The organism is Fictibacillus phosphorivorans (genome assembly GCF_001629705.1).
Taxonomy (GTDB): Bacteria; Bacillota; Bacilli; order Bacillales; family Fictibacillaceae; genus Fictibacillus; species Fictibacillus phosphorivorans_A.
On the sequence record NZ_CP015378.1, the window covers coordinates 23,577 to 47,240 of the forward strand.

Annotated in this window: 26 protein-coding genes, 1 rRNA gene and 1 pseudogene; 26 read left to right on the forward strand and 2 right to left on the reverse strand. The window is 40.3% G+C overall.

The genetic code is table 11. From position 1 onward, the window contains the following. Positions 1-45: 45 nt before the first annotated feature. Positions 46-161, forward strand: a 5S ribosomal RNA gene (rrf, locus tag ABE65_RS00130). 158 nt (positions 162-319) lie between these two features. On the opposite strand, the gene ABE65_RS21685 is transcribed toward rrf, so the two are convergent. Continuing rightward, positions 320-466 carry a hypothetical protein gene (locus ABE65_RS21685; RefSeq protein WP_156499092.1) on the reverse strand — a complete coding sequence of 49 codons (147 nt, stop codon included), beginning with the start codon at positions 464-466 and terminating at the stop codon, positions 320-322. Between the two features lie 636 nt (positions 467-1,102). Between ABE65_RS21685 and ABE65_RS00135 the strand changes: the two genes are divergently transcribed. The 11 genes from ABE65_RS00135 (at position 1,103) to rsmI (ending at position 8,795) form a co-directional block, all read left to right on the forward strand. Then, entirely contained in the window at positions 1,103-1,297 is a 195-nt protein-coding gene (locus tag ABE65_RS00135) for a sigma factor G inhibitor Gin (protein ID WP_066390463.1), read from the forward strand. Positions 1,298-1,417: 120 nt separating this feature from the next. Further along, entirely contained in the window at positions 1,418-2,842 is a 1,425-nt protein-coding gene (locus ABE65_RS00140) for an aminotransferase class I/II-fold pyridoxal phosphate-dependent enzyme (RefSeq protein WP_066390465.1), read from the forward strand. Positions 2,843-2,854: 12 nt separating this feature from the next. Then, positions 2,855-3,499, forward strand: coding sequence for a dTMP kinase (gene tmk, locus ABE65_RS00145; protein WP_066390468.1), 645 nt, complete (start codon positions 2,855-2,857; stop codon positions 3,497-3,499). A gap of 15 nt (positions 3,500-3,514) precedes the next feature. Further along, positions 3,515-3,844 carry a cyclic-di-AMP receptor gene (locus ABE65_RS00150; protein ID WP_066390471.1) on the forward strand — a complete coding sequence of 110 codons (330 nt, stop codon included), beginning with the start codon at positions 3,515-3,517 and terminating at the stop codon, positions 3,842-3,844. A 19-nt stretch (positions 3,845-3,863) separates the two neighbouring features. Next, the gene (locus ABE65_RS00155; RefSeq protein WP_066390474.1) at positions 3,864-4,304 is read left to right on the forward strand and encodes a YaaR family protein; all 441 of its coding nucleotides are present in this window, start codon (positions 3,864-3,866) and stop codon (positions 4,302-4,304) included. Positions 4,305-4,318: 14 nt separating this feature from the next. Further along, the gene (holB, locus tag ABE65_RS00160; protein ID WP_066390477.1) at positions 4,319-5,308 is read left to right on the forward strand and encodes a DNA polymerase III subunit delta'; all 990 of its coding nucleotides are present in this window, start codon (positions 4,319-4,321) and stop codon (positions 5,306-5,308) included. A 4-nt stretch (positions 5,309-5,312) separates the two neighbouring features. Next, positions 5,313-6,143 (forward strand): PSP1 domain-containing protein, encoded by an 831-nt coding sequence (locus ABE65_RS00165; protein WP_066390480.1) that lies wholly within the window; start codon positions 5,313-5,315, stop codon positions 6,141-6,143. Positions 6,144-6,158: 15 nt separating this feature from the next. Continuing rightward, positions 6,159-6,512: a DNA replication initiation control protein YabA gene (yabA, locus tag ABE65_RS00170; RefSeq protein ID WP_066390481.1), complete on the forward strand. Its 354-nt coding sequence runs from the start codon at positions 6,159-6,161 to the stop codon at positions 6,510-6,512. A 397-nt stretch (positions 6,513-6,909) separates the two neighbouring features. Beyond that, positions 6,910-7,659: a tRNA1(Val) (adenine(37)-N6)-methyltransferase gene (locus tag ABE65_RS00175; RefSeq protein ID WP_066390482.1), complete on the forward strand. Its 750-nt coding sequence runs from the start codon at positions 6,910-6,912 to the stop codon at positions 7,657-7,659. Beyond that, positions 7,649-7,939 (forward strand): GIY-YIG nuclease family protein, encoded by a 291-nt coding sequence (locus ABE65_RS00180; RefSeq protein WP_066399585.1) that lies wholly within the window; start codon positions 7,649-7,651, stop codon positions 7,937-7,939. Before ABE65_RS00175 ends, ABE65_RS00180 begins: the two co-directional genes overlap by 11 nt. After that, positions 7,911-8,795: a 16S rRNA (cytidine(1402)-2'-O)-methyltransferase gene (gene rsmI / locus ABE65_RS00185; protein WP_066390483.1), complete on the forward strand. Its 885-nt coding sequence runs from the start codon at positions 7,911-7,913 to the stop codon at positions 8,793-8,795. The genes ABE65_RS00180 and rsmI overlap by 29 nt, the downstream gene beginning before the upstream one ends. 328 nt (positions 8,796-9,123) lie before the next feature. Here the strand turns inward: rsmI and ABE65_RS00190 are convergent, their stop codons facing one another. Next, entirely contained in the window at positions 9,124-9,408 is a 285-nt protein-coding gene (locus tag ABE65_RS00190; protein ID WP_066238107.1) for a transition state genes transcriptional regulator AbrB, read from the reverse strand. Between the two features lie 713 nt (positions 9,409-10,121). Between ABE65_RS00190 and metG the strand changes: the two are divergent. From metG to ABE65_RS00260, 14 genes and pseudogenes are all read left to right on the forward strand, one after another. Further along, positions 10,122-12,089 (forward strand): annotated as a pseudogene (metG, locus tag ABE65_RS00195) (methionine--tRNA ligase); the annotation flags it as partial. Between the two features lie 184 nt (positions 12,090-12,273). Continuing rightward, on the forward strand, positions 12,274-13,041 hold the full coding sequence (locus tag ABE65_RS00200) for a TatD family hydrolase (RefSeq protein ID WP_066390487.1): 768 nt from the start codon (positions 12,274-12,276) through the stop codon (positions 13,039-13,041). Positions 13,042-13,256: 215 nt separating this feature from the next. Next, a complete protein-coding gene (locus ABE65_RS00205; protein WP_066390488.1) occupies positions 13,257-14,474 on the forward strand; it encodes a resuscitation-promoting factor in 1,218 nt (405 codons plus the stop codon). Positions 14,475-14,666: 192 nt separating this feature from the next. After that, a complete protein-coding gene (gene rnmV / locus ABE65_RS00210) occupies positions 14,667-15,230 on the forward strand; it encodes a ribonuclease M5 (protein WP_066390489.1) in 564 nt (187 codons plus the stop codon). Positions 15,231-15,236: 6 nt separating this feature from the next. Beyond that, the gene (gene rsmA / locus ABE65_RS00215; RefSeq protein WP_066390490.1) at positions 15,237-16,112 is read left to right on the forward strand and encodes a 16S rRNA (adenine(1518)-N(6)/adenine(1519)-N(6))-dimethyltransferase RsmA; all 876 of its coding nucleotides are present in this window, start codon (positions 15,237-15,239) and stop codon (positions 16,110-16,112) included. Between the two features lie 87 nt (positions 16,113-16,199). Beyond that, positions 16,200-17,066 carry a sporulation peptidase YabG gene (yabG, locus tag ABE65_RS00220; protein WP_066390493.1) on the forward strand — a complete coding sequence of 289 codons (867 nt, stop codon included), beginning with the start codon at positions 16,200-16,202 and terminating at the stop codon, positions 17,064-17,066. 330 nt (positions 17,067-17,396) lie between these two features. After that, complete coding sequence (gene veg, locus ABE65_RS00225; RefSeq protein WP_066238125.1) at positions 17,397-17,657, forward strand: biofilm formation stimulator Veg; 261 nt, start codon at positions 17,397-17,399, stop codon at positions 17,655-17,657. 133 nt (positions 17,658-17,790) lie between these two features. Next, positions 17,791-17,973, forward strand: coding sequence for a small, acid-soluble spore protein, alpha/beta type (locus ABE65_RS00230; RefSeq protein WP_066390495.1), 183 nt, complete (start codon positions 17,791-17,793; stop codon positions 17,971-17,973). Between the two features lie 143 nt (positions 17,974-18,116). Beyond that, on the forward strand, positions 18,117-18,980 hold the full coding sequence (ispE, locus tag ABE65_RS00235; protein ID WP_066390498.1) for a 4-(cytidine 5'-diphospho)-2-C-methyl-D-erythritol kinase: 864 nt from the start codon (positions 18,117-18,119) through the stop codon (positions 18,978-18,980). Positions 18,981-19,040: 60 nt separating this feature from the next. Further along, a complete protein-coding gene (gene purR, locus ABE65_RS00240; RefSeq protein ID WP_066390500.1) occupies positions 19,041-19,871 on the forward strand; it encodes a pur operon repressor in 831 nt (276 codons plus the stop codon). Continuing rightward, positions 19,871-20,245 (forward strand): RidA family protein, encoded by a 375-nt coding sequence (locus ABE65_RS00245; protein WP_066390502.1) that lies wholly within the window; start codon positions 19,871-19,873, stop codon positions 20,243-20,245. The genes purR and ABE65_RS00245 overlap by 1 nt, the downstream gene beginning before the upstream one ends. A 273-nt stretch (positions 20,246-20,518) precedes the next feature. Further along, a complete protein-coding gene (gene spoVG, locus ABE65_RS00250) occupies positions 20,519-20,809 on the forward strand; it encodes a septation regulator SpoVG (protein WP_066238133.1) in 291 nt (96 codons plus the stop codon). Positions 20,810-21,057: 248 nt separating this feature from the next. Further along, positions 21,058-22,443 (forward strand): bifunctional UDP-N-acetylglucosamine diphosphorylase/glucosamine-1-phosphate N-acetyltransferase GlmU, encoded by a 1,386-nt coding sequence (gene glmU / locus ABE65_RS00255; RefSeq protein WP_066390507.1) that lies wholly within the window; start codon positions 21,058-21,060, stop codon positions 22,441-22,443. A gap of 30 nt (positions 22,444-22,473) precedes the next feature. Then, entirely contained in the window at positions 22,474-23,424 is a 951-nt protein-coding gene (locus ABE65_RS00260; RefSeq protein WP_066390512.1) for a ribose-phosphate diphosphokinase, read from the forward strand. Positions 23,425-23,664 lie beyond the last annotated feature (240 nt).

The following is a 23,664-nucleotide window of genomic DNA, read 5'->3' on the forward strand; positions in this document are numbered from 1 at the left end:
ACATACTCTCTACAAGTTAGAATCATGGTGAAAGTCATGGTTAGGTCTAGTGATGATGGCAAAGAGGTCACACCCGTTCCCATACCGAACACGGAAGTTAAGCTCTTTAGCGCCGATGGTAGTTGGGGGTTTCCCCCTGTTAGAGTAGGACGTCGCTAGGCAATGAGGAAGATGGATGAAAATCCATCTTCTTTTTTTGTGTTTTAAAAATGAAATAAGGAGGTTTGGCTGATGCCAAACTTCTGATTTATGGATGATTGGAGGTGAGGAAGTTTCGGGGGGATAGAGCATGGAACGGGTAGGGATGGGTTGTCGAGAATTAGCGAATGGCCTTTATTTTTGTTTTTAGACTTAATTGAGGCTGGTTCCGACTTAATTCATTCTTCTTACGACTTAATTTTGTGGATTCAGACTTAATTAGACTGCGGAGATACCCCACTCCGTATGTTTCGGAGATCAGTTTCATCCACGAAACCCTCCTACAACCCTCAAAATAGGAAGAAGATGGCCAGAGCCATCTTCCAAAACGCGATATTCTTCAGCCAAAGCTCCGAAAATCTATTCAAAAGTAACGCTAGCAGCCGCTTCACCCCTCATCAAAGCAAAAAACGCACCTAAACACCCCCGATTTCCGCTCACAAGCTCCAAATGAGATCTGCTCATCCACCCAAAGCAACATATTTTCACGGTAATTGAGATTTTATTCACGGTAATTCTCCATATATTCACGGATAAGCTTCATAATTTCACGGATAAAAATTTTTATCGAATTTTCGACACGACCGAAGGTTTACACCCGTCACTACAATCATATTGGTCAACCAACACCCATCAAAAATCGCCTTCACAAAACAACTACCTATCCCAAAAACTAAAAAAAGCAACTTATTTGCCTATCCAGCACATCAATTGGTTTTAAACACCGCTACAGCGGGGATTAAGGACCATGAAGACGCGAACTTGGTTTATTTTTTTGAATCCAATGAAGACAGACACAACAAAGCCTAGAGATTCATACATTTTATAGAGTATCCAAAATAATCTGAATTAACGTATATGAATAAATTAATCTGGCAACAATGGCAATTATGGAGGTGGAAGAATGAAAGCGACACGACAGTACGGGGAAATTTGTATGGTATGTGAAGAGAAGAAAGATCGAGGATTACACATTCTTCATCAGTTTATTTGCCAAGAGTGTGAGCATAAGATCCTAACTGCGAAAACCAATGACGAATATTATAAACATTATCTATCCCAACTAAGAAAATTAAAGTTAGTAAACGCGTCTTCCTAAGAAAACAGGCTATCCAACAGCCTGTTTTTTTGTTGCTGTAAATTCGTAGGAAGCTAATCTATGATAGAATAGGAATATCAAACAAAGCTTAAAAACGTTTAAAAACAAAGGGATTTTGTAATGAAACATGCACCGCTATATGAAGCGTTAATCAATCATAGTCATACAAATAAATGGTCATTTCATGTGCCAGGCCATAAGAACGGTCACATCTTTGAAGAGAGAGCTAAAGCCACTTTTCAATCTGTTTTACCGTTCGATGTTACTGAGCTGTCAGGACTTGATGACTTGCACCATCCCGAGGGTGTGATCTTAGAAACACAGCAGCTTTTGGCTGATTACTACAGAGTGAAACAAAGCTTTTTTTTAGTAAATGGAAGCACGTGTGGAAACCACGCCATGATTCTTTCGTCATTTAATGATGAAGACATCGTACTCGTCCAACGGAACTGTCATAAGTCTGTGTTAAATGGTTTAGAGTTGGCTGGTGTTACTCCAGTTTTTCTTCATACCGAGATGGACGAAGAGGGTGGATATCCATTAGGTGTACATCTTCAAACGGTGAAAGAAGCGGTTGAGCGTTATCCTCATGTGAAAGGAATTATACTGACTAACCCTACGTATTATGGCATGCAGCAAGATATTCAAGACATTGCTGATTTGATTCATAGTGTTGGTGGTATTGTCTTAGTTGATGAAGCGCATGGAGCACATTTCGGATTAAAAGATATGCCGATCAGCTCGATACATAAAGGGGCAGACATGGTTGTGCAATCTGCGCATAAGACTTTACCGGCTCTAACGATGGGCGCTTATTTACATGTGAACAGCGAACGAGTAAATATCCACCGTTTAAAGCATGCTCTACAGTTAGTACAGTCTAGCTCTCCTTCCTATCTGATCATGGCTTCACTTGATCTTAGCCGACTTTACCTTGAAAATTTGAGCAATGATGACATCAATCGTATCTTGTCTCAAGCTGAAGGTATGAGAAAGTATATAGATTCACTTCCGCATCTAAAAGTAATAAAAGCTCCAGATCGATATCAGATTGATCCATTAAAGATTACTGTACAGTCTGATAGGGAATTATCAGGGTATGAGCTTCAGGCTTTATTTGAAAAAGAAGGGTTGTTTACCGAGTTAGCAGATGATCGGAATGTTTTGTTCGTTTTGCCGCTCGGCACGGTGAACGATTCTACTGACTTACAAAGGGTATTGAAAAAGGTATCCGATCAACTTCCTCGTTATAATAAAAGAGAACAAACAGAACAATCCTTAACAGATGTTTTACAAGTGAGTCGTTTATCCCTTTCGTATAGAGAAATGAGGGGTTTACAGGCGAAATCTCAGTCGATGATGGATTCAGAAGGACAGATAGCAGCAGAAGCCGTTATTCCTTATCCTCCGGGAATTCCACTTGTCGCAAAAGGAGAACAAATTACTTCGAAACATATAGATGAGTATTCTTTATTAAAAAAGAAAGGTGCTCGGTTCCAAGGAATTACCGAGGACCATTTAATATATGTTTTTGATCATAGGTAAGGGGCAGTAATTGTGAAAGGTTTATTTATTACGCTAGAAGGGCCGGACGGGTCTGGAAAAACAACACAAATTGCGAAGGTTGCTGAGTATTTACGAAAGCACGAGGTAGATTTTATCCAGACGCGTGAGCCAGGTGGAACAGCTATCAGCGATAAGATACGAGCGCTTGTCTTAGATCCAGAGCATAAAGAAATGCATGATCTGACAGAAGTTCTACTCTATGCAGCTTCACGTGCACAGCATGTACATGAAAAGATTATTCCTGCATTGGAAGAAGGAAAAGTTGTACTCTGTGATCGATTTGTTGATGCATCGCTTGCCTACCAAGGGTTTGGTCTTGGTGTAGGTGAGGAACGTGTGCTGCAAGTGAACAACATTGCAACGAGTGGACTTGTACCCCACCGCAGTTATTTTGTAGATGTTTCGCCGCAAGTTGGAAAAGAACGAATGAAAGCTCGCTATGGAACAGAGAATCTAGACCGAATCGAACAGAAAGACCTTTCCTATCATGAACGTGTGAGAGAAGGGTTTGCTCAGATCTTTTCAAGACAAGCTGATCGGATCGTTCGAATCAATGGTGAACAGAGCCCTGATGCTGTGTTTGAAGAAATCGTAAAGGATTTAGATCAACTTTTATCGAATCATAAGAAAAAGTAGAGAGGGGCATTCGCCATGAAAATGATTATAGCCGTTGTTCAAGATAAAGACAGCAACCGATTGCAAGATGCGCTTGTTGATAAAAACTACCGTGCTACAAAACTCGCGACAACAGGAGGATTTTTGAAAGCAGGGAACACAACGTTTATGATTGGTGTGGAAGATGCTCAGATCGATGATGTTATGGAGATTATTCGGGAGAACTGCAAGAGCCGTAATCAGATGGTGGCACCAGTTTCCCCTATGGGAGGCAATGCAGACGCTTATGTGCCATACCCGGTTGAAGTTGAAGTAGGCGGTGCGACTGTATTTGTTCTGCCGGTTGAAAGCTTTCAGCAATTTTAAATAAAATTGAGGGGTTATTATGAAAATTGGCCAAGATATAAGACCCATTCTGGATACGAAGCAGAACGATGGAAAGATGGGTAAAAAAACATCTATTTCCTTTGGTGAAGCTGTGTCCAAACAAAGTGAGAAATTACATTCCGAACAGTTAACAAGACTGTTAGGTGATATAGAAAATCAAGGCAAAAGGCTGCTTCAATCACAGACGGTACGAGATCTGCAGCTATATAAGAACTTGGTTCAACGCTTCGTAAAAGAAGCTGTTGATTTCGGTATGCAGCTTAAGCAGAACAAAAGTTGGAACGAACAAGGGAGATCGCGCACACTGAAACTCGTAAAAGAAGTAGATGAACATTTGATCGAGCTGACTGAAGCTGTCCTTAGCCAAGAGAAGGATTCGATCACTTTGCTTGATAGAATCGGAGAAATTAAAGGTTTGTTAGTTAATTTATATACGTAGTAGGTGAGTAAGATATGGTGAGCTGGGAAGAGTGCAGCAAAACACAGCCTCGTGTTGTGAGATTATTAAAAAACAGTATACGAAAACAGCGCCTTGCTCATGCATATATTTTTGAAGGGGCTCATGGAACTGGAAAGATGGCGACTGCAACGGTTCTTGCAAAAACGTTCCTTTGCAGAAACAGTGAGGATGGAAACCCTTGTGAAAGCTGTTCGAACTGCAAGAGGATCACATCTGGCAACCATCCTGATGTACATATCATCACACCAGATGGCCAAAACATTAAGATCGATCAGATAAGAGGGCTTCAGAAAGAGTTTGCCTATAGTGGGATGGAGTCTTCCAAAAAGGTATACATTATTGAGCATGCCGATAAGATGACCGTTCAGGCGGCAAACAGTCTTTTAAAGTTTTTAGAAGAGCCTGGAAACGATACGATCGCCCTGCTTTTGACAGAACAGGTTCATCGTTTGCTCGATACGATTCGTTCAAGAGCACAGACGTTAACCTTTTCACCCCTTCCCCCACAAGGGATTTTAAAAAAATTACTACAAGATGATATACCAAAGCCGGTAGCTATGTTGGCGTCCTCTTTGACGTCAGATTATGCAGAAGCACTCGAAATTTGTAGGGAAGAGTGGTTTGCACAAGCAAGAGCCAAAGTGATACAATTAACGGAGGACTTGAGGCTCCGGCCTGATTACTGTCTTGTTGTACTGCAAGATCAGTATTTAAGTTTTTTCAAAGAAAAAGATCAGTTACGTTTAGCTTTAAACTTACTCTTGATCTGGTATCGAGATCTTTTATCTATACATTTATCAAACTCGGAAAACGTTGTGTTTTTCGATCAGCTTCAAGCATTAGAGCAGCAGGCTCTTCACACTTCGCAAAAAAAGACGGGTGAAGCCCTGCAAGCGATACTGACTGCTCAAGCCAGACTCAGGAGCAACGTCAGCCCCTTGATGGTGATGGAGCAGTTGGTTTTACGATTACGGGAGGGATAAAACCTTGTATGAGGTAGTGGGAATCCGCTTTAAAAAAGCGGGTAAAGTATATTATTTCGACCCCGGCGACCTTGAAGTGAAAAAAGACGCGTTTGTCATTGTGGAAACAGCGCGTGGAATAGAATATGGCAAGGTAGTTATCGATAAGAAACTAGTCGGGGAGAATGATGTTGTTCTTCCTTTAAAAAAGGTCGTTCGGCTCGCGACACAGAAAGACATTTTGTCTGTAGAAGAAAATAAAGCAGCCGCTAAGGAAGCGTTCCAAAGTTGTGAGGAAAAAATCATCGAACATAAGCTGGATATGAAGCTTGTCGATGTTGAATATACGTTTGATCGAAATAAGATTATCTTTTATTTCACAGCAGACGGAAGAATCGATTTCCGGGAGTTGGTTAAAGACCTGGCTTCTATCTTCCGTACTAGAATTGAACTCAGGCAGATTGGTGTTAGGGATGAAGCGAAGATGCTCGGCGGAATTGGTCCGTGTGGTCGTATGCTTTGCTGTTCAACATTCCTTGGAGATTTTGAGCCCGTCTCGATCAAGATGGCAAAAGATCAAAACCTTTCTTTAAATCCTGCTAAAATTTCAGGGCTTTGCGGCCGTTTGATGTGTTGTTTGAAGTATGAGAACGACTATTATGAAGAAGCTAAAGAAGAAATGCCTGATGTTGGTGAAGAGATTATGACCCCTCATGGTGTTGGTCGCGTTGTCGGCTTGAACTTGCTAGAGAAGATCATTCAAGTGAACATTCCAGCTATGGAAAGAACGACAGAGTTCACTTTGGACGAGCTTGCTGGTAAGAGAGAGGAATTATTCAGTCAGGCCACAGAGTAAAAAGAGGTGGAATTCGTGGAAAAGAAAACAATATTTTCCCGCGTAGTACAGATGGAAGAGCAAATCACGGTGCTGTCAAAGCAACTGGAAGATTTCAAGACTCATTTGGCTGCACTAATTGAAGAAAACCACCATCTCGTGATGGAAAATGAAAATCTGCGAAACAAGCTGAATGCTGATCAAAAGCGGAGTTCTGCTAAAAAGTCTGTAGCCTCTAAAGCCAAGAAAGAACCTACCGATATCGGTGAAGGTTATGATAACCTGGCGCGTCTCTACCAAGAAGGATTCCACATTTGCAACCTTCATTATGGCAGTGTACGTTCAGAGGGAGATTGTTTGTTTTGTCTTTCATTTTTAAATAAGAAATAAACGCCTTTCCAAATGGGAAGGCTTCTTTTTATATGGCAGTGTTTGTGGTAACTAAGGTTAATCGCAGGGTAGGCGTTAAGCTAGGGTATGTGAGAGGTAGTAGCTGGCGGAATTTGTCGACGATTGTAGACTCGTGGATAAACAGCAAAAACTTTTGGATTGAGAGCCAAATCTCGTGGATAAACGGCCGAAACTTCTGGATTGGGCCCGAAAATTTCTGGATTGGACGAACTAAATGCCCCCTCAGTATAAAAACATGAACAGTTTCGGGACCCGAAACTGTACCGATAACCTTGAAGATAACATTTCAGTTGTAATCATTCCTTTTTTAACGCACTAAAATCAAGAATCAAAAAAAAAATTAACCTATTATATAGAAGAAAGAGAGGGAAGAGCTGTGAGTGATCTAATGCAAGATGAACGGATTGATTTTTTAGTACATGAAGATTTAAAAATCATACAAAGTCTCTCTGTTTTTTCTTTTTCACTAGATGCTGTTTTATTAAGTCGTTTCGCATGGGTTCCGATTCAAAAGGGTAAGATTATTGATCTTTGCAGCGGTAACGGTGCAGTTGCTCTTTTATTAAGCAAGCGGTCTAAAGCAAAAATTACGGGAGTAGAGATTCAGGAAAGATTGCACAGTATGGCGACGAGAAGTGTAGCGTTAAATCATTTAGAAGAACAAATCCAGATGGACTTAGCTGATATTAAAGAAGCTCCAGCTATATATGGCTATGGTGCGTTCGATGCCCTCACTTGTAACCCACCGTACTTTGCATCTGTACATGAGGAAGATTTTAATCAGAATGAACACCTTGCTATCGCACGTCACGAAATCCATTGTTCGTTAGAAGATGTTATCCGGGTAAGCAGCCAGCTCGTGAAACAAGGCGGAAAAGTGGCCATGGTTCATCGGCCGAATCGTCTTATGGAGATTTTAGCTTATATGAGAGAGTATAAACTTGAACCAAAGAAGCTGCAGCTCATCTACCCGAAAGCAGGAAGTGAAGCAAATATGCTTTTAATAGAAGGAATGAAGAACGGCAAACCCGATCTACACATCCTACCTCCTATAACGGTCTATAGTGAAGACGGTCAATACACTGAACAGTTAAAACGGATGTTCTATGGCGAAGATGGAAAATAATACGCACTATCTATATATTCTCGAGTGTAAGGACGGAAGTTATTATACGGGATATACGAATGATTTAAAAAAGCGGCTTAAAAAGCATGAAGAAGGAAAAGGCGCAAAATATACACGAGGAAGAGGACCATTAAAGCTCGTTTTCCAAGAAGTTTTTTCTACCAAACAAGAAGCGATGCGCATGGAGTTTGCAGTGAAAAAGCTAAACCGTGCTCAAAAAGAACGAATGATAAAAGAGGGAAGTGTTTCGTATGTGGCAGCAAAAGAGCTACAGAAGTGATACAGACAGCGGCATGCTGTACTTAGTTCCAACACCGATCGGAAACTTAGAAGATATGACATATCGCGCGATTCGTATTTTAAAAGAATCCGATTTAATCGCGGCGGAAGATACAAGACAAACAAAAAAACTATGCAACCATTTTGAAATCAGCACACCCTTAACAAGCTATCATGATCATAACAAACAGCAGAGCGGTAAGAAGCTGTTAGAAGAATTAAAAGAAGGAAAGCAGATTGCGCTTGTTACAGATGCAGGGATGCCTGGTGTTTCAGACCCGGGTTATGAATTAGTCGTTCAATGCGTAGAAGAGCGCATACCCGTTATTCCGTTGCCAGGAGCAAACGCGGCACTACCTGCCCTTGTTGCATCAGGACTCAATACCGAATTGTTTACGTTCTACGGTTTTCTGCCACGTGGAAAAAAAGAAAAAAAGCTGGAACTTGAAAATCTGAAACGATTTCCATCCACCCTTCTTTTCTATGAAGCCCCACACCGTCTAAAAGAAACACTTCAAGCCATGAGCGGCGTTTTAGAAAATCGAAACATCGCTGTCGTTCGAGAACTCACAAAAAAATACGAAGAAATCACCCGCGGAACCTTACAAGAAGTATCAGAATTCTTCAGCCAAGGAGACACAGAAATCCGAGGAGAGTTCTGTTTAGTAGTAGAAGGCAGCGGAAATAAAGATTTCGAGGCAGAAGAGGAAGTACAATGGTGGGAATCGTTATCTGTCAAAGATCATGTCGAACACTATGTCGAAAAAGGCGAAAAACCAAAAGAAGCCATAAAATTAGCAGCAGTAGACCGAAACGTACCAAAGCGTGAAGTCTACCAAGAATATCACGAGTTGTAGGCGATAAGGAAGAGGTTCGAAAAAGCTGAGTTTACAATCATCAATAACAGCCTAAGAATGCTTTATCCTTTTTAAGGTTGTTGTTTTATATCTTTTATTTCTTCATTGAATAGTTGATTGGAGTGTAAGGTGCGAGACTCCTGCGGGACAGGTGGGCAGGTGAGACACTTAACCGTGCAAAGCACGAAGTGGCTCACCGCCTGCCCCGCGGAAAGCGAAGCACCTGAAACGGAAATCAACCACTCCCAAAAGCATCGAAGAATACAACGAAGATTCAACTTAAGCAAAGGAAAAGAGCCTTCTAAGCGAAGGCTCTTGTTTTTTAGGCTTATTTTGATGTTTGAAGTTGCTTTTGAAGTTCTTCCATTACCTCTTTAGCACCTTCACGGCTAAGGATGATCTTTCCGCCTGCAACTGTGTAGTTATCATCAGAAACTTCACCAGTTACTGCACAAGTCATGTTTGGCTTGTATTTCTTAAGGATGATACGGTCATCATCAACATAAATTTCCAAAGCATCTTTCTCTGCAATTCCTAAAGTACGGCGTAATTCGATTGGAATAACGACACGTCCTAGTTCGTCCACCTTACGTACAATTCCTGTAGATTTCATAATAAAATCTCTCCTCTCAAATATATAAAAGATTTCCCTATCTATTTAAATCGTCAGAATTCGACAAAATCCTACGAGAACATCTTACCAAGATTTCCAATTGTCGTCAATAGTTTTGACTTAAACATTTTTTAGTCTTTTACCATTGAATTTACTAGACTATACCCATATTATAATACTTCCAAAACACTGAATTGGAAGAAATATTCATATATTGTCATAAAAAATTCAAGAATGTGTAAAAGATGAAAATTTTTAACTGGAAATATTGCTAAAATAATACGTCAAATTTCGACAAAACTAACAACGAAAAAATACTCTCCATTTTTCCTTTTCGTCCATTAACTAGTATGCCTTGACACGCTTTCCATGCATTAGGTATATTTTGAAGGAAGAAAAGAGAATAATGAAAGTATTTACATAGAAATCTTTCGCTTACTTTTTTACTTTTATGTCCTAATGCAAACAGTTTCTTATAATATTGTAAAAAGATACATTTTCCGTTACAGTAATTTTTTTCCTAATTCTAAAGATTAATAGTCCCTAAATGGAGGGGCTTTTTTTCCACTATTAGAAAGTGTAACTTGTTAGCACATTATTTCGATAGGTTACAACAAGTATATTTAAATAGTATAAGCGCAACGAAGGCTGACGCGATAGACATAGCGTCAGCCAAGTTTTCTTTACTATAAGGTTATTATTTTGAGGAGGCGGCTAGAATGGCGAAACCAACATTCTATATTACAACACCGATTTATTACCCAAGTGGCAAACTTCATATCGGCCATGCATACACAACAACAGCTGGAGATGCGATGGCTCGTTACAAGCGTCTTAAAGGTTTTGACGTTATGTATCTAACAGGAACGGATGAGCATGGTGAAAAGATCCAAAAGAAAGCAAACGAACAAGGTCTTCATCCTCTTAAGTACGTAGACGGTATTGTCGATGATATTAAAGCTCTGTGGAAAAAGATGGACATCTCTTACGATGATTACATCCGTACAACAGAGGACAGACATAAGAAATCTGTCGAAAAGATTTTTCAGCAACTTCTTGATCAAGACGATATCTATTTAAGTGAATACGAAGGCTGGTATTGTACGGATTGTGAATCCTTCTTTACAGAGCGTCAGCTTGAAGATGGAAAATGTCCAGATTGCGGCCGTGAAGTGAAGAAAGTTAAAGAAGAAAGCTACTTCTTCCGCATGAGTAAATATGCAGATCGCTTATTAGCTTATTATGAAGAAAATCCTTCATTCATCTTCCCAGAGTCACGTAAGCGTGAGATGATCAACAACTTTATCAAGCCTGGTCTAGAAGATCTGGCGGTATCGCGTACTTCTTTCGATTGGGGAGTAAAAGTGCCAGGTAATCCAAAGCATGTGATCTATGTATGGATTGATGCATTGTCTAACTATATTACGGCACTAGGATATGGCAGTGAGAACGAAGAGAAATTCAAACAATATTGGCCGGCTGATGTTCACTTGATGAGTAAAGAGATCGTTCGTTTTCATACGATCTATTGGCCGATCATGTTGATGGCGTTGGATCTACCTTTACCGAAACAAGTTATTGCACACGGATGGCTTTTGATGAAAGACGGCAAGATGTCTAAGTCCAAAGGAAATGTAGTGGATCCTAATGTTCTGATCGATCGTTACGGATTAGATCCGCTTCGCTACTACTTGCTTCGTGAAGTACCATTCGGATCAGATGGTGTATTTACGCCAGAGAGCTTCGTAGATCGAGTAAATGCTGATCTTGCAAACGATCTAGGTAACTTGCTCAACCGTACGATTGCAATGATCGGTAAATATTTCGATGGAGAGATCCCTTCATATGAAGGGAAAGTAACTGAGTTTGACGGGACACTTCAAGAATTTGCGCTAGAGACAGTAAGAAAAACAGAAGAAGCTATGGAAAAACTAGAGTTCTCCATCGCGCTTTCAACGATTTGGCAATTAGTCAGTCGAACGAACAAATATATTGATGAGACTCAGCCGTGGGTATTGGCGAAAGACGAGGCTAAAAAAGCTGAGCTCGGAAGTGTTATGTATCATTTAGCAGAATCGATCCGCATTGTTTCTGTGTTGATCCAGCCATTCATGACAGAAACACCAGCGAAGATCTGGAGCCAGTTAGGTCTGAATGACAAGAATCTTACAGAATGGGATTCCCTAAAAGAGTTTGGTGCGATTCCTGCAAAAACGAAGGTTGAAAAGGGTGACCCAATCTTCCCTCGTTTAGAGACTGAGGTAGAAGTGGAATTTATCAAGAATTCAATGGGTGGTTCTTCAAGTCCTGTAGCAGAAGAACCAAAGAAAGAAGAAGTGCCGGTAAGTGACGAGAAACCAGAGATCTCAATCGATGACTTCATGAAAGTGGATCTTCGTGTGGCAACGGTTCTTGAAGCAGAACCGGTAAAGAAAGCAGATAAATTATTGAAGCTTCAATTAGACTTAGGCTATGAACAACGTCAAGTCGTGTCTGGCATTGCGCAGTATTACAAGCCAGAAGACCTTGTGGGTCAAAAAGTGATCTGCGTAACAAACTTGAAACCCGTTAAATTACGTGGCGAGCTTTCACAAGGAATGATTCTTGCTGGATCTTCGGATGGGCAGTTAACTTTAGCAACTGTTGATCCGTCACTTCCAAACGGTTCAAAAGTAAAATAAACACAAAAAGCGGGGAGCTTTTCCCCGCTTTTTTGTCATTTTTAGTTCATTTGGCAGTGATTTCTTGCAATTTTACTGTTAAAGATAGGACTTTTAACCTACGTTGTAACTAACTTGTAATGCTACTGTTACCCGAATGAATGGAAAATGTGATAAGATTTGTAAAGTTGAAAGGATGTACACTATGTTTGACACACATGCTCATTTAAATGCAACACAGTTTGAAGAAGATCGCGAAGCAGTCATTCAGCGAGCGTTAGATGAAGGTGTAACACATATTGTTGTAGTCGGTTTTGATCGTGAAACCATTAAAGGTGCGATGCAACTGGCAGAGCAATATGATTTTATCTATGCTTGTGTTGGTTGGCATCCAGTAGATGCGATCGACATGACGGATGAAGATCTGGATTGGATCGAAGAACTAGCAGCACACCCAAAAGTTGTTGCGCTTGGCGAGATGGGACTCGATTATCATTGGGACAAGTCACCGGCCGATATTCAGAAAGAAGTTTTTCGACGCCAGATTCGACTCGCTAAAAAGGTGAAGCTTCCGATTGTTATTCATAACCGTGAAGCAACGCAAGATGTTGTAGACATATTGAAAGAGGAAGAAGCCCATGAAGTTGGCGGTATCATGCACTGCTATAGCGGTAGCATTGAAGTGGCACGTCAATGCATGGATATGAATTTTTACATAAGCTTTGGTGGACCAGTAACGTTCAAGAATGCAAAAAAGGTTAAGGAAGTTGCTGCTGAAATTCCGATGGACCGGCTCTTGATTGAAACAGATTGTCCGTATTTAAGCCCTCATCCGTTAAGAGGGAAAAGAAATGAACCATCTTATGTAAAGTATGTTGCAGAAACACTTTCTGAATTAAAAGATCTTCCACTTGAAGACATCATAGAGAAAACATCCGACAACGCGTTCCGAATTTTTAACATGAAACGATAAGGAATGTTGTCGGAAACAATCAAAGCATAAGAAATATCGCGTTAATCTTTCAAGAATTGACAAAAGAGAAAGGAAATTTGTCAAACGGTTTTCCTTTCTTTTTTTCTTCTTTTCCGCTCATAATGGCCTTGGGTCAATTCATGGCGAAAAGGAGGGTGATTTGACAGAGAGAAAAAAGATATTTATAATGCAGTCCTTGTAGGGGAGGAAATTGAATGAATAGGAAAATTACAGCTTTGTTCTCACGTTTCACGAACAAGAAAGTTTATCTTTCCATCGTTGCTCTTTTCGTTTTAGCCGTAACTTGTGGGTTCGTAGGTTATGAAACTACGAAAGCTAATGTGACGCTGATTCAAGACGGAAAGAAAACAGAAGTGAACACGCATGCTAACACAGTTAGAGAACTATTAAGCGAACAAAACATAAAGATAAATCAACATGATTCAGTTAAACCAGGCCTTGATGCCAAGGTGACTGACAACATGAAGATCGATTATTTACAAGCAAAAGAAATCAACCTTACCGTGAACGGCAAGGAACAAACGATATGGACGACAGCGAAGACTGTTGAACAATTCGTGAAAGAACAGCAGCTAACGTTAAAAGAGCATGATTCTATTAAGCCAAATCTGACTGCTGATATTAAAGATCAAGGTAAGATCCAGATCGAATCAGCATTCCCGGTTAAGCTTGTTGTAGGCGGAAAAGCACAGCAAGTTTGGACCACTTCGACTACCGTCGCTGACCTTTTGAAGCAACAAAAGGTATCTTTAGGTGAAATTGATCGAGTAACACCTGCTAAAACAGCTAAAATATCTGGCAAAACGCAGGTTGAAGTCATCCGAGTAGAAAAGGTCACCGATGTAGTGGAAGAAGAAACACCGTTTGCTGTTGTTAACCGTAAAGACAGCGGGTTAACAAAAGGTAAAGAGCGTGTCGTGCAAGATGGAAAAAAAGGTAAACGTGAAAAACGCTTTGAAGTTGTTATGGAAAACGGAAAAGAGATTTCCAGAAAACTGATCAGTGAAAAAACGTTATCAGATAGCTCGGATAAAATTGTTGCTGTTGGAACTAAAGCAAAGCCACAGCCAAAACCACAGCCGGTTGTATCTCGTAGCCAATCTGCACCAAGCAGTTCTGGCGGTCGAGAAATTACGGTAACAAGTACAGCCTATACAGCTAATTGTGCTGGTTGTTCCGGCATAACAGCTACTGGATTTAATTTAAAATCAAACCCAAATGCGAAAGTTATCGCAGTCGATCCTAGTGTGATTCCGCTTGGTTCAAAAGTGTATGTTGAAGGATATGGATATGCCATTGCTTCAGATACTGGGGGAGCGATTAAGGGTAATAAGATTGACGTATTCTTTTCTTCACAATCACAAGCAGAGTCTTGGGGAAGAAAGTCAGTTAAAATTCGCATCATTAATTAATGTTAAGAGCATGGGGAAAAAATCCCTGTGCTTTTTTTGTTGCGCGGGGACAACGAGATTACAAAACGATTCTCGTTACTTTGTAGACCTAGACTTTCTTGACGCCTGGGGTATACTAGTAAAAGATGTTTTGTCGTTCATTACATTAGACGTTGCAATACCTAAAAAGGTTTCACCGTTTTGGAGGAAATCATGAAAAAAATTAAAGAAATTATTGTAGTTGAAGGAAAAAGCGATACGCTTGCTATAAAACGATCTGTATTAGCAGATACAATAGAAACAAATGGTTCAGAGATTAGCATCGATACGTTAAACCGAATCAAAAGAGCACATGAGACCCGAGGAATTATCGTATTCACCGATCCGGATTTTCCGGGTAAAAGAATACGTGAGATCATTTCGGAGCATGTGCCAGGCTGTAAGCATGCTTACTTAGAAAAAGCTGATGCCATCGCAAAGGGTGATAAGGGAGTCGGTGTGGAACACGCTTCACGAGAATCCATAATCGATGCGCTTGAGCACGTTAGAGAAGAATTATTAGAATCAGAAGACGAGTTGATCTCATGGGACGATCTTATGGCTGCGGGATTAACGGGCGGATCAGATTCGAAACATAGACGTGAAGTGATCGGTAGAGAGCTGCGCTTAGGTTATATGAATGCGAAACAACTACATAAACGTCTTAATATGTTCAGAGTCACACCAGAGGAATTTGAGCAGGCGTTAAAGGCGCTTTATAGCAATGAGGAGGAATAAAAGCATATGAGAAAAGATATATCGACTCCACAATCGACAAAAGCCATTCTAGAGAAGCATGGCTTTACGTTTAAGAAGAGTCTGGGTCAGAACTTCTTGATCGATCGTAATATTTTAAACAATATCGTAAATGCAGCCGATTTAACGGAGGATTCAGGAGTCATTGAAATTGGTCCTGGAATCGGAGCATTAACCGAGTTTATTGCAAGATCTTCCAAAAAAGCAGTGGCGTTTGAGATCGATCAACGCCTTCTACCAATATTAGAAGAAACATTAGCTCCTTATCCGCATGTAGATGTCATCCATAGTGATGTGTTAAAAGCGGATATCCATGCTGTTATTAAAGAACACTTCCAAGAAGGTCAAGATCTAATGGTTGTTGCGAACTTGCCGTATTACGTCACAACACCGATCATTATGAAACTTTTACAAGATAAGCTTCCGATTCGAGGAATCGTCTGTATGATACAAAAAGAAGTTGCTGACCGTCTTGCAGCTTCCCCTGGTACGAAGGATTATAATTCGTTATCGATTGCGATCCAATATTACGCAACAGCTGAGACGATGATTAAAGTACCTAAGACCGTTTTTGTTCCAGCTCCAAATGTCGATTCATCTGTCATTAAGCTGACCCTTCGAAAAGAGCCGGCCGTATCTGTTAAAGATGAAGAGTTCTTCTTCCATGTCGTGAGATCTTCATTTGCACAAAGAAGAAAGACGTTATGGAACAACCTGACAAGCCAGCTCGTTCCAAAGGAGAAGAAAGAAGAGCTTCAAACGATCCTAGAATCAATCGATATAGATCCTAAGCGTCGTGGAGAAACCCTTTCTATCGAGGAATTCGGTAAATTAGCTGATGCTCTTTTACCTCTTGTAAAATAAATCTCATTTTTCCCCTGTCTCTCACATAACCTTATAAAAGGAACAGTGGTAGTTATGGAGCTTGTTACTCCGAATAGGGGGAGTAAAATGAAACTAGAGATTGGATCAATTGTAAGTCGAAACTCTTACAAACGAGATTTATTATTTCGAGTTGTAGGATTCAGCGAGGATCGGACGATTGCCGAACTTGCTGGAGAAGAGCTCAGACTATGGGCAGATGCTCCTGTCGATGACTTATTCGTCGTGGATGACAAACATATGTCTGAACATAGGCAAGTAGAAAAAGAAAAAGAAGAGTCATCCTTAAAATTATTCAGGCAGGATTATTATTTATTGAGGCAAAAGCGCGAATATTTATCAACGAACGGATACCAATATGATCAATCCTACTTTGAACTTCCAGGCAGAGTACTTCATATTGACGGAGACCCTTTATACTTAAATAAATGTTTGGAGCTTTATAAGAAGCTAGGTGTGCCTGTGTATGGCATTCATATGAAGGAATCAGAAATGCCTGAGAAAGTCCCTGCCCTCGTGGATGAGGTAAGACCTGATATTCTTGTGATAACGGGACACGATGCATATATGAAGTCTAAGGGCGATGTGTCTGATGTAAATGCGTATCGTCATACGAAATATTTCGTTAGAACCGTTCGTGAAGTGAGAAGAAAATATACGCATCTCGATCATTTGATGATTTTTGCGGGTGCCTGTCAGTCCCATTTTGAATCGTTGATCAAAGTAGGTTCTAATTTTGCCAGCTCGCCTGCTCGTATAAATATTCATGCGCTCGATCCTGTCTATATCGTCTCAAAGATCAGTCTGACGTCTTTTATGGACCGTGTAAACGTTATGGACGTTCTACGCAACACCTTAACTGGAAAAGAAGGGTTAGGCGGTGTTGAGACAAAGGGCTTTCTAAGAACCGGAATGCCGATTAAATCGAAACCATAACCCATCAAACTCCGAAGAATTTCGGAGTTTTTTTGCGTTACGATATCGTCTGAAAATATGGAAGAAGTATTCCTTAATGGACGCGTTTATTGTCGTACCAAAAAAAGATAAATGAAAGAAATTTATATCAAAAGTGCCCGAATTAAACAATTATTTGTAAGAAATATTCATTTTATACATATTGTACAGGAAAATTGACATACTAAAAAAAGCAAAAAAAGGATATTTGGTCATTGACATGAAAATGCTTTGCTTGCTATAATGAAAATTTTAATTTGACAAAAAAACACGATTTGTGTTACAATTTGTCTAAGTGAGGTGGAGCCTAAAATGGGTAAAACAATAGTGGACATTAGACGCTCTTTAGAGTCCAACGTGGGTAGAAGACTTTCTTTACGTGCGAACGGTGGTCGACGTAAAACGATCGAACGACTTGGAACACTGGAAGAAACATACCCGGCAGTTTTTATTATCAAATTAGATCAGGACACCAACGCTTTTGAACGTGTTTCTTATAGTTACGCGGATGTACTCACAGAAACAGTAGAACTTACATTCTTAGAAGATACACAAGCAGCAATCGGGCAGTAAGAATCTTTACTGCTATTTTTTTTACTTGCTGGTTGTGGTCGGCATAATAAATACATATAATTTGCAACACCACGTAAGATAAAACCCCTTTTGGAGATACTATGATGTATCGCATATGAAAGGGGTTTTTCTTATGGGACGAAGTAAAAATGTAATGATGTCTGAAGGGTTAAAAACAGAGATCGCCAAAGAACTTGGCTTTTACGATACTGTCCAGCGAGAAGGCTGGGGTGGAATCCGCTCTAAAGACGCAGGAAACATGGTTAAACGCGCTTTAGAGATTGCTGAACAACGCTATAACAACGAAAACAGATAAATATGCGGTAATTCTAGCCGGAGACCAAACGTGTCTCCGGTTTTCCTCTACAGTGAAGGTTGGATTTTATCTATATTTCACGCCTCATACTGTGTTACTATTAAAAATATCAAAATTGTGCAAGATGGTAGGCAGGGATAATGATGACAATTAATAAAGTATCCATTAAAGCTCCAGCAAAAATTAATCTGTCTCTTGATGCATTGCGTAAAAGAGAAGACGGATTTCATGAAGTGGCTATGGTAATGACTACGGTAGATCTAGCTGACCGGATCGAACTCACTTTATTAGAGGCAGACGAAATTAAAATCGAAAGCTCAGGCGGCTTTGTTCCGCTTGATGAGCGAAATCTTGCCTTTCAGGCAGCACTGCTTTTAAAGAAAACATTTAACATAACAAAAGGTGTTTATATACATATATCCAAACACATCCCTGTGGCCGCTGGATTAGCTGGTGGTAGCAGCGATGCAGCAGCTACGCTAAAAGGACTTAATGAACTGTGGGGACTAGGCCTGTCATTAGATGAATTGGCTGAGCTCGGTGCGAAGATCGGTTCTGACGTTTCTTTTTGCGTGTATGGAGGAACAGCATTAGCGACGGGTAGAGGAGAAAAGATTCACCATATCTCCTCGCCACCTCCTTGTTGGGTACTCTTGGCTAAGCCGCCGATCGGGGTTTCAACTGGTGAAGTGTATCGTAACTTAAAGCTTCAAGGCATCAAGCATCCAGATGTAGAAGGAATGGTTAAAGCCATTGAAGAAAAAGATTACGATAAGATCTGCAGTCTTTTAGGAAATGTTTTAGAATCGGTTACTCTCAAGATGTATCCGGAAGTGAAACACATTAAAGAGCAGATGATGCGCCTTGGAGCAGATGCTGTGCTTATGAGTGGAAGCGGACCAACTGTTTTCGGTCTGTTTCAGCATGAATCGCGACTTCAACGAGTGTATAACGGTTTGAGAGGCTTTTGTCATGAAGTTTATGCGGTTCGTTTATTAGGGGAATGATTGATAAAATCCGTATAAAAATGGTATATTATCTTCAAACATTCGGTTTTGGAGGATAATATGAAATTAAAAAGAAGCGGAAGAATGGTAGATTTAACAGGTTACCTTCTTCACCATCCCCATCAACTCATCCCTTTATCTTATTTTGTAGAACGGTACGAATCGGCTAAATCATCGATTAGTGAAGATCTTGCTATCATTAAAGAACATTTTGAACAACACGGCTTAGGCCATGTTCAAACTGTTCCAGGTGCAGCCGGCGGCGTAAAATATATTCCAGGCATAGATCAAGCAGAGGCGGAGGAAACGGTAAAAGAACTCGTTGAGCTGCTCGAAGACCCTAGCCGTATCTTACCTGGAGGGTATTTGTACGTTACAGATATCATCGGCAACCCAAGATTGGTGAACCAGATCGGTAGGCTTTTTGCATCAGTCTTCTCATCACGAAAAATTGATGTAGTAATGACGATCGCAACGAAGGGTATACCGCTAGCTTACGCAGTAGCGACACACTTAAACGTTCCTGTCGTCGTCGTACGAAGCAACAGCAGAGTAACAGAAGGATCTACCGTGAGTATCAATTATGTTTCGGGTTCAACCAAACGTATTCAGACGATGGCTCTTGCAAGAAGAAGCATCAAACAGGGGTCACGTGTACTCATCATCGATGACTTTATGAAAGCAGGCGGAACGATCAAGGGAATGATCAGCTTGATCGAAGAGTTTCAAGCACACATTGAAGGTATCGGTGTTCTCGTTGAGGCTCAAGAAGTTTCAGAAAGACTTGTAGATGATTATGTTTCCATTGCACGACTTGCACAAGTGAACGAAAAAGAAAATCGCATCGAAGTGGAAAAAGGTAACTACTTTCTAAACGGAGGTCAAGCGTAATGAAAAAAATCCATACAGAAGAAGCACCGGCAGCAATCGGCCCTTATTCTCAGGGAATCATAATCGACAAGTTGTTCTTCAGTTCAGGTCAGATTCCTCTTACGAAAGAAGGCGTCATGATCGATGGAGATGTAAAAGAACAGACTCATCAAGTTTTTCAAAATCTAAAAGCGGTTTTGAAAGAAGCGGGATCTTCTCTCGATCAAGTCGTAAAAGCAACGGTTTTTATTAGCGACATGAACGAGTTTGCTGATATTAATGAAGTGTACGCTGAATATTTCAACGAACATAAGCCAGCTCGCTCTTGTGTAGAAGTTGCAAGACTTCCAAAAGACGCAAAAGTAGAAATAGAAGTTATCGCACTTACAAAATAAGTCCTTTTGAGGGCTTATTTTTTTGCGTCGAGCCGTATTTTTAAAATTGAGCAAAACGTTATCTTGCTTCTATTTCGACTAGCAAATTTCCGCTCAACCTATATAAACGATTTTTTAAAGGTAAAAAAACACTCTATATGAACTTTAAAATACTAGACTGGATAGGGCGTCACAAATATTTTAAAAATTTTTATTATTCAAAGAAGGATTTTGTAAAAAGCTGCAGAATTGTAGTATTACGTTCTTATTTTTGGAAAAAGGTGGTGTTTGTGAATGGAAGTGACTGACGTAAGATTACGCCGTGTAAATACAGAAGGCCGTATGAAAGCGATTGCCTCCATTACAATCGATCATGAATTTGTTATTCATGATATTAGGGTAATTGATGGCAATAATGGAATGTTCGTAGCTATGCCAAGCAAACGAACACCAGATGGAGAGTTCCGTGATATCGCGCATCCGATCACGTCTAGTACACGTGAGAAGATCCAAAACGCGGTGTTAACAGAATATCACCGTATGGGAGAGATGGAGTCTGCTTTAGAAGAAGCAGGAGCTTCTTAATATCTCAATAAGAATTTAGAGCCTGGTCAGAATGATTAGGTTCTTTTTATTTGCTCTTTTTTCCTCATAAGAGAGAACCTTCCTATATATACCCCTTACCTATTAAAAAATCACTTCATTTTTCAATAAAATTTATCAAACCATTGACAATCCCACGTCACTTCTTGAAATGACTACGTGTTTAAGATATATTCGTAATGGTATGTTAAGAAATATTTAAGATTTAGGAAAATGGATGGAGGTTCACAATGACAAATCGCTATGCGGTCATTCTTGCTGCGGGTCAAGGAACAAGGATGAAATCCAAGTTATATAAAGTTTTGCATCCTGTTTGTGGGAAACCGATGGTTCAACATGTGGTTGATCAGATCAACTCTCTTCAAATGAAACAGTTGGTGGCTGTTGTCGGCCATGGTGCTGAAAAAGTTCAGGATCAATTGGGCTCAGACGTTCAGTACGTGCTTCAAGAAGAGCAGCTTGGTACAGCACATGCTGTAATGCAAGCTGAAAACGCCCTAGCAAATAAAGAAGGAATCACACTTGTTGTTTGTGGTGATACACCTCTTATTACATCGGAAACAATGGAAAAGCTCATTGCAGAACATGAGTCTCTTGGTGCAAAAGCTACGATTCTTACAGCTAAGGCTGAAGACCCAACTGGATATGGACGTATTATCCGTAACAGTGAAGGAACAGTTGAGCGCAATGTAGAGCACAAAGATGCATCTGAAGAAGAGCGTAAAGTGACTGAGATCAATACAGGAACTTACTGCTTTGATAATAAGGCGTTGTTTGATGCGCTTAAACAAGTTAATAACGAAAACGTACAAGGCGAATATTATTTGCCTGATGTTATAGAGATCTTAAAAAATGCAGGCGAAGTAGTAGCTGCTTATCAAACACCTGATTTCAATGAAACATTAGGTGTAAATGACCGAGTAGCCTTATCGCAAGCTGAACGTTATATGAAGAAACGAATCAATGAACGCCATATGAGAAACGGTGTTACGTTGATCGATCCTGATCAAACCTATATTTCAGATGACGCAGAAATCGGTAGCGATACGGTCATCTATCCTGGGACTGTCATCTTAGGACAAACGAAAATAGGGGAAGAGAACATTATCGGACCTCAATCTGAGATCAAAGATAGTGTTATTGGAAATGGAAACACGATTCGTCAATCTGTTATTCACGACAGTGAAGTTGGAGATCTGACGGCAATCGGTCCATTTGCTCACATCCGTCCGAAGTCCGTTCTTGAGAACAAAGTAAAGATCGGTAACTTTGTAGAAATTAAAAAATCTGTGATGAGCTCAGGAAGTAAAGCGTCTCATCTTAGCTATATTGGTGATGCTGAGATCGGAAAAGACGTAAACCTTGGCTGTGGGTCTATCACAGTGAACTACGATGGTAAGAACAAGTTTTTAACAAAGGTAGAAGATGGCGCGTTTATTGGATGTAACTCTAACTTAGTTGCTCCGGTAACCGTTGGCAAGAATGCCTATGTTGCAGCTGGTTCAACAATAACAGATGACGTACCTGCTGAGTCATTATCCATCGCGAGATCACGACAAACTGTTAAAGAAAACTACGTTCAAAAGTTAAACGAAAAACAAAACCAAAACCAATAATTTTAAGAGTGGGGAAGGATGGAGCCATCAATGAGTACGTATGTAGATCCTACATTGAAAGTTTTCACGTTAAATTCTAACAAGGAATTATCAAAGGAGATTGCTCAGCACATTGGAATTGAGCTTGGAGAAAGTTCAGTAACAAAGTTTAGTGACGGGGAAATTCAGATTAACATTGAAGAAAGTATTCGTGGCTGTGAAGTTTACGTTATTCAATCAACAAGTGATCCAGTTAACCAACACTTAATGGAACTTTTAATCATGATTGATGCTTTAAAGCGTGCTTCTGCAAAAACGATCAACGTAGTAATGCCTTACTATGGCTATGCACGTCAAGACCGTAAAGCACGTGCACGTGAGCCGATCACTGCTAAACTTGTAGCTAACCTGCTAGAAACTGCTGGTGCAACTCGTGTAATTGCAATCGATCTTCATGCGACTCAAATTCAAGGCTTCTTCGACATCCCGGTTGATCAATTACTTGGTGTGCCGATCTTAGCAAATTATTTTGCAAACAAAGAATTAGATGATATCGTAATCGTATCGCCAGATCATGGCGGAGTTACGAGAGCAAGAAAGATGGCTGATCGCTTAAAAGCACCAATCGCTATCATTGATAAGCGACGCCCTCGCCCGAACGTATCTGAAGTTATGAACATCGTTGGTAACATTGAAGGAAAAACAGCGATCTTAATCGATGATATTATTGATACGGCTGGAACAATCACTCTAGCAGCTAATGCACTAGTAGAAAACGGTGCGAAAGAAGTTTATGCATGCTGTACGCACCCTGTTCTTTCTGGCCCTGCAATGGATCGTATCCAAAACTCTTCTATTAAAGAGCTAGTGGTTACAAACACGATCGTTCTTCCAGAAGAGAAGAAGATCGATAAAGTAACACAGCTTTCTGTAGCTCCTTTATTAGGAGAAGCGATTATTCGCGTTCACGAGCAACTATCTGTATCTAAATTGTTTGATTAAGATCTTATAAAGCTCTTCTATAGAAATCGTTGCATTTGAGATTTTTTCACTCTCATCTTTGAAAAGTTGATTGAAGTGGAAGGTGCGAGACTCCTGGGGGATCAGCGGGACAGGTGAGACTCTTAACAGCGCATAGCGCTAAGAGGCTCACCGCACGCCCCCCGGAAAGCGAGCATCCTGAAACGGAAATCAACGACTTTCAAGAGCAACCAGTAAAACACTAATCAACTTTCGCTTAAG

Coding starts and splice junctions, on each gene's coding strand:
- ABE65_RS21685 (WP_156499092.1), bottom strand. CDS start 466: ATGAAACTGATCTCCGAAACATACGGAGTGGGGTATCTCCGCAGTCTA.
- ABE65_RS00135 (WP_066390463.1), top strand. CDS start 1,103: ATGAAAGCGACACGACAGTACGGGGAAATTTGTATGGTATGTGAAGAG.
- ABE65_RS00140 (WP_066390465.1), top strand. CDS start 1,418: ATGAAACATGCACCGCTATATGAAGCGTTAATCAATCATAGTCATACA.
- ABE65_RS00150 (WP_066390471.1), top strand. CDS start 3,515: ATGAAAATGATTATAGCCGTTGTTCAAGATAAAGACAGCAACCGATTG.
- ABE65_RS00155 (WP_066390474.1), top strand. CDS start 3,864: ATGAAAATTGGCCAAGATATAAGACCCATTCTGGATACGAAGCAGAAC.
- holB (WP_066390477.1), top strand. CDS start 4,319: ATGGTGAGCTGGGAAGAGTGCAGCAAAACACAGCCTCGTGTTGTGAGA.
- ABE65_RS00180 (WP_066399585.1), top strand. CDS start 7,649: ATGGAAAATAATACGCACTATCTATATATTCTCGAGTGTAAGGACGGA.
- rsmI (WP_066390483.1), top strand. CDS start 7,911: ATGTGGCAGCAAAAGAGCTACAGAAGTGATACAGACAGCGGCATGCTG.
- ABE65_RS00190 (WP_066238107.1), bottom strand. CDS start 9,408: ATGAAATCTACAGGAATTGTACGTAAGGTGGACGAACTAGGACGTGTC.
- ABE65_RS00200 (WP_066390487.1), top strand. CDS start 12,274: ATGTTTGACACACATGCTCATTTAAATGCAACACAGTTTGAAGAAGAT.
- ABE65_RS00205 (WP_066390488.1), top strand. CDS start 13,257: ATGAATAGGAAAATTACAGCTTTGTTCTCACGTTTCACGAACAAGAAA.
- rnmV (WP_066390489.1), top strand. CDS start 14,667: ATGAAAAAAATTAAAGAAATTATTGTAGTTGAAGGAAAAAGCGATACG.
- rsmA (WP_066390490.1), top strand. CDS start 15,237: ATGAGAAAAGATATATCGACTCCACAATCGACAAAAGCCATTCTAGAG.
- yabG (WP_066390493.1), top strand. CDS start 16,200: ATGAAACTAGAGATTGGATCAATTGTAAGTCGAAACTCTTACAAACGA.
- veg (WP_066238125.1), top strand. CDS start 17,397: ATGGGTAAAACAATAGTGGACATTAGACGCTCTTTAGAGTCCAACGTG.
- ABE65_RS00230 (WP_066390495.1), top strand. CDS start 17,791: ATGGGACGAAGTAAAAATGTAATGATGTCTGAAGGGTTAAAAACAGAG.
- ispE (WP_066390498.1), top strand. CDS start 18,117: ATGACAATTAATAAAGTATCCATTAAAGCTCCAGCAAAAATTAATCTG.
- purR (WP_066390500.1), top strand. CDS start 19,041: ATGAAATTAAAAAGAAGCGGAAGAATGGTAGATTTAACAGGTTACCTT.
- ABE65_RS00245 (WP_066390502.1), top strand. CDS start 19,871: ATGAAAAAAATCCATACAGAAGAAGCACCGGCAGCAATCGGCCCTTAT.
- spoVG (WP_066238133.1), top strand. CDS start 20,519: ATGGAAGTGACTGACGTAAGATTACGCCGTGTAAATACAGAAGGCCGT.
- glmU (WP_066390507.1), top strand. CDS start 21,058: ATGACAAATCGCTATGCGGTCATTCTTGCTGCGGGTCAAGGAACAAGG.
- ABE65_RS00260 (WP_066390512.1), top strand. CDS start 22,474: ATGAGTACGTATGTAGATCCTACATTGAAAGTTTTCACGTTAAATTCT.